Here is a 14,735-nt window from a genome sequence, read left to right as displayed (position 1 = left end):
AAACGGCTGCAATGAACAGAAAAAACCGCATGCCTGCCGCGTCATAACAAAAAATTCGTGATGTGGATGAGGCTTACAGTGAATGCATCGGATCACTTCAACGAATGCACGCTTTGAGCAAGGAGACAACATGCTGCTCGGTCATCCCGTTCTCTTCAAATCGCTTTGCTATATCGACGGCCGCTGGGTGCACAGCGACAGCGCCGCATCGGTTGCGGTGAGCAATCCCGCGGATCAAAAGGTCATCGGTCATGTGCCGATGCTCGACCGGGCGCAGATCACCGGCGCAGTCGATGCCGCCGATCGCGCCTTCCAGTCGTGGCGCTGGATGCCGCAACAGAAACGCAGCGCGCTCTTGCTGCGCTGGCACGAACTCATCGTGCGTCATCTGCCGGATCTCGCGGGCATCCTTTCACTCGAACAGGGCAAGCCGCTGGCGGAAGCAAAGGGCGAGATCGCTTATGCGGCGAGTTTTATCGAATGGTTCGCGAATGAAGCGAAGCGGCTTGCAGGCCGCACGATTCCGACGCATATCGACGGCGCGCATCTCGGCACGGTGATGGAGCCGGTTGGCGTCGCCGCGCTCATCACGCCGTGGAATTTCCCGGCCGCGATGATCACGCGCAAGGCGGCCGCCGCGCTCGCGGCGGGTTGCACGGTGGTGGTGAAACCCGCGCACGAAACGCCTTTTTCCGCGATCGCACTGGCGCAACTCGCGGAAGAAGCGGGCTTTCCACCTGGCGTGTTCAACGTGGTTATCGGCGAACCGCAGATGGCCATGGAAACGCTCGTCGGCGATACGCGCGTGCGGACCGTCAGCTTTACCGGTTCGACGCGTGTCGGCGCGTTGGTGGCCAAGGCGGCGGCTGCATCCGGTATCAAGAAGCTCGCGCTCGAACTGGGCGGCAACGCGCCGTTCATCGTGACGGAAGACGCCGACCTGGAACAGGCCGTGCGCGTCGCGGTTGGCGCGAAGTTCCAGACCTCCGGACAGGATTGCTGCGCGGCGAACCGCATCCTCGTGGCACGGCCGCTTTATGAGGCGTTCATCGAACGCTACTCGGCGGCGGTGCGGTTGCTCAAAGTGGGGAGCGCATTCGAAGCGGATGTCGACGTCGGCCCGTTGATGCATCAGGGCGCGTTCGATTCCACCGCGGCACGCGTTGAAGATGCGATAGCACGGGGCGCGCGCGTAACGGTAGGCGGTCGGCAGCATGCGCTCGGCGGCTGGTTCTATGAACCGACCGTGGTCGCGGATGCGCAAGCGGGCATGCGCATCTACGACGAAGAAAACTTCGCGCCGATCTCGGCGGTGTCCCCGTTCGACACGCTCGACGAAGCTGTCGCACGCGCCAACGATACCGAGTACGGCCTCGCTGCCTACGTCTGCGCGACGCGCATCGACACGATCTTCCAACTCGTGCGACGTCTCGACTTCGCGATGGTCTCGGTCAACGGCGTGAAGTTCACCGGCGCGCCGATTCCCTTTGGCGGCATGAAGTCATCGGGACTCGGCCGCGAAGGCGGTGCGGAAGGGTTCGAGCCCTTCGTCGAAACGAAATACTTTTGCCTCGGCAATCTTGGCCTGCCGCTGACGAGCGCGGCCTGAAATCATCACCCGGATAACCCTGCATCAAGGAGAAGCCCATGACCCAGCAGAATCCATCGCTTGACCAGCTGTTCGCGGAAGACCGCGCTCATTTCATGCATCCGTCCACCCACGCGCACGATCACGCAAGCGGCGCGCTGCCCGGCAAGATCGTTACGGGCGCGAAGGGCATTCGCATCGAGGATCATCAGGGGAAAAGCTATATCGATGCATTCGCGGGCCTCTATTGCGTGAACATCGGTTATGGCCGCACGGAGGTGGCCGAGGCCATCTATGAACAGGCGAAGAAGCTTGCGTACTACCACACCTATGTCGGTCATTCGACCGATGCGATCATCGAACTGTCGTCGCGCATCATCGACTGGTCGCCCGAAGGCATGAAGAAGGTGTATTACGGCATGTCCGGATCGGACGCCAACGAAACGCAGATCAAGATCGTCTGGTACTACAACAATGTGCTCGGGCGTCCGAACAAGAAGAAGATCATCTCGCGCGAGCGCGGTTATCACGGCTCCGGCATTGTCACGGGCAGTCTGACGGGCCTCGCGAGCTTTCATCAGAACTTCGACCTGCCCATCGAGCGGGTGAAGCACACGGTCTGTCCGCACTGGTATCGCAAGGCGCCGGCCGGCATGAGCGAGGCGCAGTTCACGGCGTACTGCGTCGAGGAACTCGAGAAGCTGATTGCGAGGGAAGGTGCGGACACCATTGCCGCCTTTATCGCGGAACCCGTGATGGGCACGGGCGGCATCATCGCGCCGCCGCAAGGCTATTGGGAAGCCATTCAGAACGTGCTGCGCAAGCACGACATCCTGTTGATCTCCGATGAAGTGGTGTGCGGCTTCGGTCGCCTGGGCTCGAAGATGGGGGCGCAACACTTCGGCATCAAGCCGGATCTGATCACGGTGGCGAAGGGATTGACGAGCGCGTATGCGCCGCTGTCGGGCGTAATCGTCGGCGAGAAAGTGTGGGACGTGATCGAGAAGGGTTCGCGTGAATTCGGCCCGATGGGTCATGGATGGACCTATTCGGGACACCCGATCTGCGCTGCGGCCGCCATTGCCAACCTGGACATTCTGCAACGCGAGAACCTCACGCAGAATGCCGCCAATGTCGGCGTATATCTTCAGCAGCAGCTGCACGCAGCGTTCGATGCACATCCGCTGGTTGGCGAAGTGCGCGGCGCGGGTATGCTGGCGGCACTGGAGTTCATGGCCGACAAGGATGGTCGCAAACCCTTCGATGCAAGTTTGAAGGTGGGGCCGAAGGTGTCGGCTGCGGCGCTGGAGCGTGGCGTGATCGCACGAGCGATGCCGCATGGCGACATCCTCGGCTTTGCGCCGCCGCTCGTGACGACGCGCGAAGAGGTGGACGAGATCGTGGGCATCGTGAAGCAGGCGGTGGATGCTGTTTCGAACGAGGTGATCTGAGGCTTGTCGCGGCTATCTCGCACGCACGGGAACGCGGGTTGCTCGCTCTTCACTCGATGCATTTTCGAAAGGAGAATGAAGATGGGCGAGAGCGAGGACAAACGGCATCAGCAGCCGTATTCCGCACCGCATCCGAACGCGGCGGAGATCGAACCGGAAAACAGGCGTCTGGATCAACATCCGCATCAGACGGCGGAGGTGCCCTATGGATCCGGCGATCAGCCGGAGATTGCGGGTCATGGCGGGCTGGATCCGGAGCCTGCTGCGAAGCCGAATCCGACTGACCGCCATACGGATTCAATTGAAAAGAAATGATCCCGTCATACCGACGGCATCAAAGCAAAACGGCCACTTTCGTGGCCGTTTTGTCATTCGGGTTTCGACTCAACGCGTGGCGATGTACATCGTGATTTCAAAGCCGAAGCGCATATCGGTGAAACTCGGTGTTTCCCACTTCATAGAGCCTCCTTGTGCAATGGACTGGCCTGGCGGACGCCAGGGCCATTGCGCGGTTCCACTCTTGCTTGGCGCCGTGCATAGCCGCGCACCCCAAATCGACGCACCCTTGATGCTAACGCGACTTCCATGGTGAAACGATTGGAATTTGCCCGAGCGTCCATTTAAATTTTTTATAGGGGGCGAGGGCGATTTCCGGAATCGTCAGGCGTCATGCCTGTTTTGTCAGGATCGTGTTCGAGCGCTTCGCCGGGCTGCGGGATTACCCTGTCTACGTCTTGCTCGTCAATATTGCTCAGATTATTGCCGCCCGGTGTGCGCGGCGTGTCCTGCTGCCTGGTTTCTGCCATTACGATTTCCTCAGTGGAAGGCTGTGCTGCAACCCAGACTTGAAAGGCTGCTGCCGACCTTTTGCATGGTGCCCGAAAAGATCATTCGACGCGCATGGCTTCTCGCAATACGGCATCTGCGCTGTCGAAGTTGCGATCGATCATCCGGTTGAGAACGGCCATGACTTCGCCGTCGGCTCCATTGTTTTTCGCGAGCGTCAGCAGCTTCTCCTTGCCGAGTGGATAAGCTGCGCCCTTCAATGCGCGCTCGATTTCGTCGGGGCGCGGTTCATCGGGATGTCGATGATTCTGCGCATGTGCCGGATGCTGTGCCATGGTTTGCCTCCTTGTTCATCACCCCTTCGATGCAGCAACGGCCGTTCCCGTCAGGCGCGTTGCGCAGGAGCGCTTGATGCTTGCCGGAGAAGGAAATCAACCGTGATAAGGAATCGACAACATGACCATCACAGCAGAGCGCCTCTCGGACACCGAGGTAAAGGTAGAGAACACTGTTTATTCGTTCGACGCAAAGATCAGAGCCGACGCCTTCCAGCAGTGCCTCGTGAACGATTCAGTCGAAACGTGCGCGATGAATCATGCGCCCGCGAGGACACGCGTGGCGCATGAGGCAAGCGGCGAACCGCAGGGGGAACCGGGCAGCATCATTTCGCCGTCGCTCGGCGGCATGCCTTAAAACGTGGCGCTGACGGTCGTTGAACGCGGCGCGAGCGATGCGCGCGTGAGCGCCTGAAGAGGCATGGGTTTGTCGAAGAAGTAGCCTTGCGCCTGCGCTGCGCCCATGTCGCGCAGCACAGCGAGTGTTGCCGCGTCTTCCACGCCTTCGGCGACGAGCGTCAGATCGAGCGATTCCGCCATGCGCACGATTGCCCGAACGATTGCGCGACTGCGCGGACTTTCGGTCAGTTCAAGAATGAACGACTTGTCGATCTTGAGGCCGGTGAACTGATACTGGTGGACATAGCTCAGCGACGAGAAACCCGCGCCGAAGTCATCGAGCACAACGGACATGCCGTTGTCCGCAAGCCGCTGCATCGTGCGTCGTGCGAGATCCGGTTCGGCGACGAGTGCACCTTCTGTCAGTTCGAGGCACACGCGCGACGGCGACACGCGATAGCGCCGCAGCAGTGCGAGGACGTCGTCGGCAAATTCCGGCCGCGTCATGCTGTAGCTGGAACAGTTCACATGCACGGGCGGCCAGTGCGCGAAACTTGCGTGCGAGAGAATTGCCGCGACGCGTTCGAGCATGTAGAGATCGAGCCGTCCGATCAGCCTCAGGCCCTCCACCGATGGCAGAAATTCCCCCGGCGCCACGATACGGCCGTCCGGTTGCTGCCAGCGGATCAATGCTTCGAGCGCGACCACCTCACCACTCTTCACATCGACGATAGGCTGGAAATAAGGCAGTAGTTCGTCATCGCGCTTGATCGCGTTGCGCAGCGCGCCTTCACGTTCCACCTGATCCGATACCTGCCGGCGCAGTTCCTGATTGAACACCACGAAGCTGTCGCGGCCCGCGTTCTTGACGCGGTACATCGCGGTATCGGCGTCGCGCAGAAGGTCGGCGGGCTCGGTGTGGAATTCGCCATCCGCGCTCACGATGCCGATGCTGCACGACGAGAACACCACATGCTCTTCGATGTGAAACGGCAGGTCGAAGGCGGCGAGAATGCGCTTTGCAATCGCGACGGCCTCGCGCACCGGCGCATCGGGCGAGAGCACGGCGAACTCGTCGCCGCCCAGCCGCGCCAGCAGATCGCCGGGGCGCAGGCAATCGCGCAGACGGGCCGCGGCCTGCACCAGCAACATGTCGCCGAAGTGATGGCCCAGGCTGTCGTTCACGACCTTGAAGCGGTCCAGGTCGATAAACATCACCGAGAGGTCATTGGCGTGGCTCTGATACTCCGTCCATGCAAAACGCAGCTTGTGCATCAGATGGCTACGGTTCGGCAGGCCGGTCAGTGAATCGTGCGAGTTCTCGTAGAGCAGACGCGCGTTGACATCGTCGAGCTCGCGCGTGCGTGCCTGCACGCGTGCTTCCAGTTCGAGATTGGCGGCGTGCAGCGCTTCGGCGTCGCGCCGGCGCGAGAGCGCGGTGTCGATGTGGCGCGAGACGAACGTGAGCAGTTCCTGATCGCGCAGCGAATAACGCACGAGCGGCGAATAGCTTTGCACGGCCAGCACGCCGCGCACGACGTCGCCGTCGAAGAGTGGAATGCCGAGCCACGAGCGCAGGCGCACTTCGCTATGCTCGATCTCGAATGCACCTTCTTCGATGAGTCGCCGCGCTTCCTGATGATCGATAAGGCGGGCGCGCCGCTCGCGGATCACGTATTCGGTCAAGCCGCGCTGACCGCGTCGCGGAGCGGGGCGTTCCTGCACGATCTCATCGACGTAATAGGGAAACGACACCTCACCCGTGTCGGTCTCGAAAAGGGCGATGTAGAAGTTGCGGGCATAGAGCAGTTCGCCGACGATGCCGTGCAGGCTGCGAAAGAACTCCATCGTGTCGCCCGGCCGGCTCGACAGTTCCGCGATCTGATAGAGCGCCGCCTGCAAGTGTTCGGACCGCTCGCGCTCCGCGATGCCGTGGCGCAACGCGGCGTTGAGCTTGGAGAGTTCGGAGGTGCGTCGCGCGACCTGCTCTTCGAGATCGGCGCGATGCAGGATCCGGTCGAGCGCCATGGCAACGTGCCGCGCGACCACGAGGAACAGCGCGCGGTCTTCGGCGGTATAGATGCGCGAGACGTCGTAGACCTGCATCGCCAGCATGCCGAAGACTTCATCGGAAGCGTTCTTGAGCGGCGCGCCCATCCAGAACTCGGGACGGTCGCCGATGCAGTAGAAGCGGCCTTCGCGTTCCGCCGTGCAGATGTCCTCGGCGGTGATGAACAGTGGCTGGGCGCTGGTCAACACCTGCCCGGTCATCGAAAGGCGTGCCGGATTCAGGATGTCGTAGTTCTCGGCGGCGACCACGTCGGTGTCGATCACATCGACGTAGTACGGATACGTGATCTTGCCGGTCTTGCGGTCATACAGCGCGAGATAGAAGTTCTCGGCGTCGATCAGGGTAGCGAGCCGTTTATGCACGCCGCGCAGGAAGTCGGCGCGCTCGGATACCGAGCTTGCCAGATTGGCGATGTCATAGAGCACGCGCTGAGTGAGTTGGGCGCGGGCGAGCACGTCGGCCTGGACCCGTTCGCCGAGCGTGCGTGCGAGTTCGGCGAGGCGCGCGTCATCACGTTGTGTAGCGGGGGCAAGCAGCCAACCCAGCACACTTTCGCCCCTTCCCGTGGGCCATGCATGCCAGTCATGCGTCGCGCAGCATTCGACAAGACGGTCTTCGGCGATGCTGTGCGGCCAGAATTGGCCTTCGGATAGAGGCGTGTCTCCGCGCCGCTCGAGATGCAACTGCTCACCCGCGCGATACCAGGCCCATTGCTGCGGGCAACCCGACGCAGCGAAATGACGCAGCAGGAATTCGATCGACGGCGCGGCGCTTGCCAAGTTGTTTTTTTCCATTGCCGTTGCGGTGGCTGCGGCGAAGGCGCTCGCGCAACCTTCCTGCACGTCGTACGCGGGTAACACGGTCATCGGCGCTCCAGGCCCTGTTGCCGCCCGCGACGGGCGGTTCTCGTTCAGCGACATGTGCCCGCGCGCCGTGCTCAGGGCGCGCGTATCAAGCAAACGCACTTTTAGTGCTAACGGCATCGAGCATACAGGCTTGAGTAGGCGAAGCAAAAAAAGCCACGGCGGAGGAATCCGTTACGGATGCTCGGCCTGCATGCTCTCGGAGCCGGTAAATCTGTCCCGATACGTCTGCGGCGGTACGCCAAGTGCACGCAAAAAACCACGCCTCATGGTCTCCTCCGAGCCGAAGCCGCAGCGCGCGGCGACGCGCTTGACGGACAGGCGCGACTCGCCAAGCAAGCGGCGCGCCGCTTCGAGCCGCATGCGTTCGATGGCGCGCGCGGGCGTCATGCCGGTCTGGGCGCGGTAGTGGCGGACGAAGGTGCGTTCGCTCATGCCCACGCGTTCCGCGAGCACGCTCACGCTTAGGTCGGAGGCGAGATGTTCGGCGATCCAGGCATGCAGTTCGCCGAAGCGCTCGCCTGCGCGCTGGAGAGACAGCGCGGTGCTGAATTGCGCTTGTCCGCCGGGGCGCTTGAGGAACACGACCAGATGCCGCGCAACGTCGAGCGCCATTGCGCGTCCGAGATCCTCCTCGACCAGCGCAAGCGCCAGGTCGATCCCAGCCGTAATGCCTGCCGAGGTCCAGATGTCGCCATCACGAATGAAGATCGGATCGGCTTCGACATGCACTGCAGGAAAGCGCGCGGCGAGTTCCGCGCAGCGCGTCCAGTGCGTGACGGCGCGGCGCGCGTCGAGCAGACCGGCGGCGCCCAGCAGAAATGCGCCGGTGCACACGGAAGCCGTGCGACGCGCATGCACGGAGCGGCTTCGCACCCACTCGACGAGTTGGGCGTCACGCGCTGCCTCGTGCACGCCCCAGCCGCCCGCGACGATCAGCGTGTCGCAGGGTTGATCCGCTGGCGGAAGCGGGCAGGCAACCAGTCCGAGGCCGGCCGATGCACTCACGGTGCCTTCCCGGGCGACCACGCGTGGCAGGTAAGGCGGCGGCAGACCCGCTGCGCGGGCCAGATCGTTCGCGGTGGCGAACACCTGGAGCGGACCAGCGACGTCGAGCAACTGAACATCGGGGAACGCGAGGATTGCGACTGTGCAGGGCGCGGAATGATGCATTTTGAGTTCAATATGCCAAAAGCCGTGTGACGGCTGGCGTGAAAAGTGGGGAATATGTCATTTCCGCCAGTTTGAGGAAGCATACCATCGACTCATTCGATACTCGAAGGCTCAATCCCAAGGAGATGACAATGACGCTGAACATTGGCCTGCTGCTGTTTCCGCGCGTGCAGCAACTCGACATGACCGGCCCATACGACGTATTCGCGCAGATGACGAACGCCCGGGTTCATCTCGTCGCGAAGACGCGTGAGCCGGTGACGTCGAGCGCAGGGATGATCCTGACGCCCGACACGACCTTCGACGACTGCCCACCACTCGACGTGATCTGTATTCCGGGCGGCGCCGGCGTCGGCGACCTGATGGAAGACGACGCGACGCTCGCTTTCATCCGGACCCAGGCGGCGAACGCGCGCTATGTGACCTCTGTTTGCACGGGCTCGCTCGTGCTCGGTGCGGCGGGCTTGTTGCGTGGCAAACGCGCGACGACGCACTGGGCTTATCACGCGCTGCTGTCGGAGTTGGGCGCGGTGCCGGTGCAGGCGCGCGTGGTGCGCGACGGCAATCTGTTCACGGGCGGCGGTGTTACGGCGGGTATCGATTTCGCGCTGACGCTCGTTGCCGAACTGGTCGGCGAGAGCGAGGCCCAGGCCATTCAGCTTCAACTGGAGTACGCTCCGGCCCCGCCGTTCGACGCCGGTGATCCCGCACTCGCGCCCGCCTCAGTGTTGGAGCGTGTGCGTGAACGCTCTGCGCCGTCGCTGGCGGCTCGGAGTGCGATCGTGGCGCGGGTGGCTGAACGGCTTGGATTGGATGCGTAACGCGGAATGCCAAATGGAGTTACGCGTGCGTAATGCAAAACGCAAAATTCCGTTTGGCGTTATGCGTGCGTGATGCGAAGAGCTTAGTGGCGGGTGGAGTCATGCATGCTTGGTGCCGAACGCCGAACGCCGAACGCCGAACGCCGAACGCCGAACGCCGAACGCCGAACGCCGGAAGCCGAACGCGGAACGCCGAACGCCGACTACGTACCACGGACCACGGACCACGGACCGGCGAACGCCCAGCGCCGAACGCCAAGCACCCAGCACTGAGCAAACGCCACGCACCGGATGGCGTTCGGCACGCGCAATTTAAAACGCAAAATGCCAGTTTGCGTTATGCATGCGTAATGCAAAATGCCGTTCGCACAAGGAGGAGCGGCTATGCCGTGCTCATCCACAATGCCTATCCAGCCGCCCTCACTCTCCGCTTTTGCCCTGAAAGCGCTTCTGCAGAAAGTACCGTGGCTGCCCCGCATGAAAATCGCCGATCTCGCCAAATGGCTCGTAACCGCAGCGTGCGTATAACGCGCGCGCGGCGGGATTGATCGTGTCGAGCCAGGCGGCACGGCAGCCGCGTTTCCGTGCCTCGCTTTCAGCGGCTTCGAGCGCGCGCGTCCCCCACCCCAGGCCCCGTGCGTCTTCGCGTATCCACAGCCATTTCACGAAGAGCCAGTCCCACGCGGTGTAGCCCGCGAGTCCGCCGATGAAATCGTCGCCGCGATACACCGACACCGCGAGATCGCGTTGCCGGCTTGGTCCGAGCTGTGTGCGATTGAATGCCGCAAGGCCGCCCGAGACATCCTCCTCGAACGTGGCGTCGATCCAGTCGGTCACGGCGAGCGTGATCTTGCCCTGATCGCCTTGATTTCCCTGTTGCATGAGCGGCTCGCACAGGCCCGCGTTCAGGCGGCCGGCGCCACTGACGCGCCCTTGATGCCGTGCCGTTCCAGCGCGGCGGCGACGAATCCCGAGCGCTTGATCTCCTCCACGAATCCACGCAGATAGGCCGCAGCTTCGTCGCCGCGGTTCTTCGGCAGGCCCATCGCCTGCTGGATCACCATGAAGCGGCCGTCCAGCAAACGCACGCCCGGGTGGCGGGCGGCATCGGCTTGCAGTTGCTGCTTGACGCCCGCCGCGACTTCGAGATCATCGCGCAGGAACTCCTCGACCACGGTTTGCGACAACGCTGTGCGAACCAACTGCGCATGCTTGATCTCGCGCGTGAGGAACAGGTCGTAGGCACTGGCCTTGCCGACCAGGATCCGGTTGCCTTCGCGGTCCACCTCTTCATTGCGCGTAATCGGCGAGTCCTCGCGCACCAGATAGCAGCCTTCGATCAACACATAGGCGGCCGTGAACGCAATGCCCGCGCCGCGCAGCGGATCGATCGCGAAGAAGCCGACGTCGGTTGCTTCGTTCGTGACGGCCTCGACGGACTCTGCCGCCCGGTCGAACGACGTGAACGAAGCGGGCACGCCGAGGCGCGATGCGAGTTCGCGCGCGATATCGACGGACACGCCGCCAGGCTCGCTACCTTCCGTGCGATGCGCGAGGATCGGATTGCCGAGATTGATCGACGCGCGCAGTGTGCCGGTCGGGGCGAGAGCGTTCAGCAGCGATGAGGACAAGGTCATGGTGGCGTCAGCTGAAGAGAAGTGAAGAGCGTGAAGAAAGAGACGACTCGAACGAGACGGTCGTTTGCATGCAGAATACGCGAACCACGCCCCCGGTTGCAAAACGCAAAACGCAAAACGCAAAACGCAAGGACAAAGGAACCCCATGCAGCATGAACGCATCGACCCGCGTGAATGGATTCGGCGTCTTCAACTCGCCCCCCATCCTGAAGGCGGCTATTTCCGCGAGACCTATCGCGCGGCCGGCAACGTGACGCGCGAACGCGAGACACAGCCGCGCTCGGCGTCCACCGCGATCTACTTCCTGCTCTGCGATGGCGCGCATTCCGCGTGGCATCGCATTCGTTCCGACGAGGTCTGGCATTTCTATGCAGGCGATCCCGTCGATGTCCACGTGCTCGATGCACACGGTGTGCTGACCACCCATCGTCTCGGCAACGCGGTGCTGCATCCGGACGCGGCGTTCCAGGCCGTGGTCGCAGCCGGCGACTGGTTCGCGGCCGAGTGCCGCGACTCGGACGGCGCGGCGCTCGTCGGCTGCACCGTTGCACCGGGTTTCGAATTCAGCGAGTTCGAACTGGCCGAGGCCGGCGCGCTGCAAGCCCGCTACCCGCACCACCGCGAACTGATCGCACGCCTTGGACCGAATTGACGCTCCGGCGCCTGCGGTTATCATCGCGCGCATCTCGACTATGTGAACGAGGGCCGGCATGAGCGGAGTGCGCCGCGGGATTCAATCGATTGAAGTAGGCGGCGCGCTATTGCGTGCGCTGGTGGATCATGGCGGCCCCATGCTGCTGGGCGATCTCGCGAAGAAGGCGGGCATGTCTTCGGCGAAGGCACATCCGTATCTCGTGTCCTACGGCAAGCTCGGCCTGATCCAGCAGGATCCCGCCACCGGCCGCTATGAGCTGGGGCCGTTCGCGTTGCAGATGGGACTCATCAGCCTGCAGCGCGTGGATCCGGTGCGCGTCGCGATCGCCGAAGTGGCGAACATGCGTCCGCCCGTCGAACATACGGTTGCGCTCGCCAGCGCCGGCAGCTATGGACCGACCATCGTCCACATCCAGCAGGCCAGCGTGCCGATCCACGTGACCATGCGCACCGGCACCGTGATGTCCTTATTGCAGACCGCAACCGGCCGCGTGTTCGCCGCCTGGTTGCCGCCCTCGACGGTGGATGCGCTGGTGGCCATCGAGCGTGCCGGGGCCTTGCAGATCGGCGCGCAGCGGCGCGACTACACGCGCGGGCAAATCGACGCGATGCTCGCCGAAGTGCGCGAACGCGGCATCGCGCGGGCCCTCGACGAACCGGTTGCCGGCATCAGCGCCATGAGCGCGCCGGTGTTCGATCACGCCCGTCATATCGTGCTCGCGATCACGGCGATCGGGCCGAGCGGCTCGTTCGACGGCGCGTGGGACGGCGACATCGCTCGCGCGCTGCGCGACTGTGCGCAACGCGTCTCGAAGATGCTGGGCTTCGTCGCCGCCTGAATGCGACCAGGCGCAAGCAAGCGCAACACGCGTCAGACCGGACGCCAGTGCCCTTGCACCCACGCCCAGTGGTTGCCTTCCCAGCGGTAATGCCCCTTTATCCAGCGATAGCCCTGTGCAGGCGGCGGCGGCATCACTTCGGCCACCGGCGCGGGCTCGGGCGGCCGCGCGGGTTCGACCACGCAGCCCGAGAGCAACACACCCGACGCAATCGCACCGGCCAGCAATAGCGAAGCTTTCGTCTTCATTTTTTCTCCCTTGGTTCATGCAACGGACCCGGCCATCGTTCGGCCGGCGTTCCTGTTGAACGTTCGGCATGGGCAAACCCGTCGCGCGAGGGTGTAAATGAATGTAAGCGCGGGTTGGAACACCGCCCACTTTTCTGCGGGTAAACGCAAATTCAATAATATAAAACGAGTTCTACAATAATGAATTGTCGAGAAAAATGCTCGACAGCACGAAGAGGCTTCACGCCCGCCGATGGAGACGAACCCAATGCCCGCGAATGACGGCACTTTGCGTTTTGAATACCAACGCGCGCCCGATCACGATGCACCCCCGCCCGAGCCTTATCCGGTGGCCGTCATCGGCGCGGGTCCGGTCGGCCTGGCGACGGCGGTCGATCTCGCTCAGCAAGGCGTGCGCACCGTGCTGATCGATAACGACGACACCGTCTCGACGGGCTCGCGCGCAATCTGCTTCGCGAAGCGCACGCTGGAGATCTTCGACCGCCTGGGCTGTGGCGACCGGATGATGGAGAAGGGCGTGAGCTGGAACGTCGGCAAGGTGTTCCTGCACGAAGAACTGGTCTACGCCTTCAACCTGTTACCCGAAACCGGTCATGCACGGCCGGCGTTCATCAACCTGCAGCAGTACTACGTCGAAGGCTTCCTCGCCGAACGGGCGATGCAACTGGGCAACCTGACGTTACGCTGGAAGAGCAGCGTGTCCGGCGTGACGCAGCATGACGATCATGTCGAGTTGCACATCGATACGCCCGATGGCGCTTACCTTCTGAAGGCTCAATACATGGTGGCCGCGGACGGCTCGCGCAGCGCGATGCGTCATGCACTGCGCCTCGACAGCCAGGGCCGCACCTTCAAGGACCGCTTCCTCATCGCCGATGTGAAGATGAAAGCGCCGTTCCCCACCGAGCGCTGGTTCTGGTTCGATCCACCGTTTCATCGCAACCAGTCGGTGCTGCTGCATCGTCAACCGGACGACATCTGGCGCATCGATTTTCAACTGGGCTGGGATGCCGATCCGGTAGCGGAGAAAGCGCCGGAGCGCGTGATTCCCAGAGTGCGGGCGCTGCTTGGCGAAGACGCCGAGTTCGAACTCGAATGGGTCAGCGTCTACACGTTTTCCTGCTCGAGAATGGAGCATTTCAGGCATGGCCGCGTGATCTTCGCGGGCGATGCGGCGCATGGCGTGTCGCCGTTCGGTGCACGCGGCGCGAACAGCGGTGTGCAGGACGCGGACAATCTTGCGTGGAAACTCGCGCTCGTCCTGAAGGGCGCTGCACCGCATATCTTGCTCGACACCTACGCATCCGAGCGCGAGTACGCCGCCGACGAAAACATCCTCAACTCGACTCGCGCCACCGACTTCATCACACCCAAGAGCGCGGTCTCGCGGCTCTTCCGCGACGCGACGCTGGAACTCGCGAAGGACTGTCCGTTCGCGCGCCGTCTGGCGAACAGCGGGCGGCTGTCCGTGCCGGCCGTGCTGCGTGATTCGCCCCTGAACACGCCCGATGACGCCGATGACCCATTCGACAGCGCAATGGTGCCCGGCGCGCCGTGCGCGGATGCGCCCGTTCAGGTCGATGGCCAACCGGCATGGCTGCTTGCGCAGACTCACGGCGGCGCGTTTGCGGGCCTTTACTTCTGCGGCCTCAACCATGGTCCCGACGCCTGCTTGCAGAGCCTTGCGGCGCTGCATCGCGGAAGGCTGCCGGTGCGCCTGCTGCTCGTGGTGCCGCGCGGCATGGCGTGCAGCGTCGAAGGCGTGACCGTGGTGGAAGATGTCGAAGGGATGGTTGCGCATCGTTTCGACGCACAGCCAGGCACCTTCTATCTGCTGCGCCCCGACCAGCACGTGTGCGCACGCTGGCGTCGCTTCGACGCCGCACGCGTGACGGCCGCGCTCGACCGCGCAACCTGCAACGGATGACGA

At 63.1% G+C, this 14,735-nt stretch carries 16 protein-coding genes; 8 read left to right on the top strand and 8 right to left on the bottom strand.

Translation table 11 applies throughout. The features are described 5' to 3' along the window. The first annotated feature begins 130 nt into the window (after positions 1-130). The 3 genes from QCE88_RS37005 (at position 131) to QCE88_RS36995 (ending at position 3,354) form a co-directional block, all read left to right on the top strand. Complete coding sequence (locus tag QCE88_RS37005) at positions 131-1,609, top strand: NAD-dependent succinate-semialdehyde dehydrogenase (RefSeq protein ID WP_309910586.1); 1,479 nt, start codon at positions 131-133, stop codon at positions 1,607-1,609. Between the two features lie 38 nt (positions 1,610-1,647). After that, positions 1,648-3,039 (top strand): aspartate aminotransferase family protein, encoded by a 1,392-nt coding sequence (locus QCE88_RS37000; protein ID WP_309910585.1) that lies wholly within the window; start codon positions 1,648-1,650, stop codon positions 3,037-3,039. Positions 3,040-3,120: 81 nt separating this feature from the next. Continuing rightward, a complete protein-coding gene (locus QCE88_RS36995) occupies positions 3,121-3,354 on the top strand; it encodes a hypothetical protein (RefSeq protein ID WP_309910584.1) in 234 nt (77 codons plus the stop codon). Positions 3,355-3,423: 69 nt separating this feature from the next. Here the strand turns inward: QCE88_RS36995 and pqqA are convergent, their stop codons facing one another. From pqqA to QCE88_RS36980, 3 genes are all read right to left on the bottom strand, one after another. Then, positions 3,424-3,498, bottom strand: a complete 75-nt coding sequence (pqqA, locus tag QCE88_RS36990; protein WP_008353049.1) for a pyrroloquinoline quinone precursor peptide PqqA — start codon at positions 3,496-3,498, stop codon at positions 3,424-3,426. A 170-nt stretch (positions 3,499-3,668) separates the two neighbouring features. Continuing rightward, positions 3,669-3,845, bottom strand: a complete 177-nt coding sequence (locus QCE88_RS36985; protein WP_309910582.1) for a hypothetical protein — start codon at positions 3,843-3,845, stop codon at positions 3,669-3,671. An 81-nt stretch (positions 3,846-3,926) separates the two neighbouring features. Beyond that, the gene (locus QCE88_RS36980; RefSeq protein ID WP_309910581.1) at positions 3,927-4,160 is read right to left on the bottom strand and encodes a DUF2795 domain-containing protein; all 234 of its coding nucleotides are present in this window, start codon (positions 4,158-4,160) and stop codon (positions 3,927-3,929) included. A gap of 121 nt (positions 4,161-4,281) precedes the next feature. Here QCE88_RS36980 and QCE88_RS36975 point away from each other — a divergent pair, with 121 nt between their 5' ends. Continuing rightward, complete coding sequence (locus QCE88_RS36975; RefSeq protein WP_309910579.1) at positions 4,282-4,518, top strand: hypothetical protein; 237 nt, start codon at positions 4,282-4,284, stop codon at positions 4,516-4,518. Here the strand turns inward: QCE88_RS36975 and QCE88_RS36970 are convergent. Together QCE88_RS36970 and QCE88_RS36965 are read right to left on the bottom strand one after the other, a co-directional pair. After that, positions 4,515-7,436, bottom strand: a complete 2,922-nt coding sequence (locus tag QCE88_RS36970) for an EAL domain-containing protein (RefSeq protein ID WP_309910578.1) — start codon at positions 7,434-7,436, stop codon at positions 4,515-4,517. The genes QCE88_RS36975 and QCE88_RS36970 overlap by 4 nt on opposite strands. Positions 7,437-7,607: 171 nt before the next feature. After that, positions 7,608-8,606 (bottom strand): GlxA family transcriptional regulator, encoded by a 999-nt coding sequence (locus tag QCE88_RS36965; protein WP_309910577.1) that lies wholly within the window; start codon positions 8,604-8,606, stop codon positions 7,608-7,610. A 131-nt stretch (positions 8,607-8,737) separates the two neighbouring features. Between QCE88_RS36965 and QCE88_RS36960 the strand changes: the two genes are divergently transcribed. Continuing rightward, positions 8,738-9,427 (top strand): DJ-1/PfpI family protein, encoded by a 690-nt coding sequence (locus tag QCE88_RS36960; RefSeq protein ID WP_309910576.1) that lies wholly within the window; start codon positions 8,738-8,740, stop codon positions 9,425-9,427. 420 nt (positions 9,428-9,847) lie between these two features. On the opposite strand, the gene QCE88_RS36955 is transcribed toward QCE88_RS36960, so the two are convergent. Then, the gene (locus QCE88_RS36955) at positions 9,848-10,309 is read right to left on the bottom strand and encodes a GNAT family N-acetyltransferase (RefSeq protein WP_309910575.1); all 462 of its coding nucleotides are present in this window, start codon (positions 10,307-10,309) and stop codon (positions 9,848-9,850) included. Between the two features lie 23 nt (positions 10,310-10,332). After that, complete coding sequence (locus QCE88_RS36950; RefSeq protein WP_309910573.1) at positions 10,333-11,064, bottom strand: ABC transporter substrate-binding protein; 732 nt, start codon at positions 11,062-11,064, stop codon at positions 10,333-10,335. 145 nt (positions 11,065-11,209) lie between these two features. On the opposite strand from QCE88_RS36950, the gene QCE88_RS36945 reads away from it, so the two are divergent. After that, complete coding sequence (locus QCE88_RS36945) at positions 11,210-11,716, top strand: cupin domain-containing protein (RefSeq protein ID WP_309910572.1); 507 nt, start codon at positions 11,210-11,212, stop codon at positions 11,714-11,716. A gap of 58 nt (positions 11,717-11,774) precedes the next feature. Continuing rightward, positions 11,775-12,557, top strand: a complete 783-nt coding sequence (locus QCE88_RS36940) for an IclR family transcriptional regulator (protein ID WP_309910571.1) — start codon at positions 11,775-11,777, stop codon at positions 12,555-12,557. A gap of 32 nt (positions 12,558-12,589) precedes the next feature. Here the strand turns inward: QCE88_RS36940 and QCE88_RS36935 are convergent, their stop codons facing one another. Beyond that, a complete protein-coding gene (locus tag QCE88_RS36935) occupies positions 12,590-12,805 on the bottom strand; it encodes a YXWGXW repeat-containing protein (protein WP_309910570.1) in 216 nt (71 codons plus the stop codon). A gap of 247 nt (positions 12,806-13,052) precedes the next feature. Here QCE88_RS36935 and QCE88_RS36930 point away from each other — a divergent pair, with 247 nt between their 5' ends. Next, entirely contained in the window at positions 13,053-14,732 is a 1,680-nt protein-coding gene (locus tag QCE88_RS36930) for an FAD-dependent oxidoreductase (protein ID WP_309910569.1), read from the top strand. Positions 14,733-14,735: the final 3 nt, after the last annotated feature.

It is taken from the genome of Caballeronia sp. LZ035 (assembly GCF_031451175.1).
Classification (GTDB): domain Bacteria; phylum Pseudomonadota; class Gammaproteobacteria; order Burkholderiales; family Burkholderiaceae; genus Caballeronia.
The sequence above is the reverse complement of the archived record's forward strand: the minus strand, read 5'-3'. Positions and strand labels throughout refer to the sequence as shown.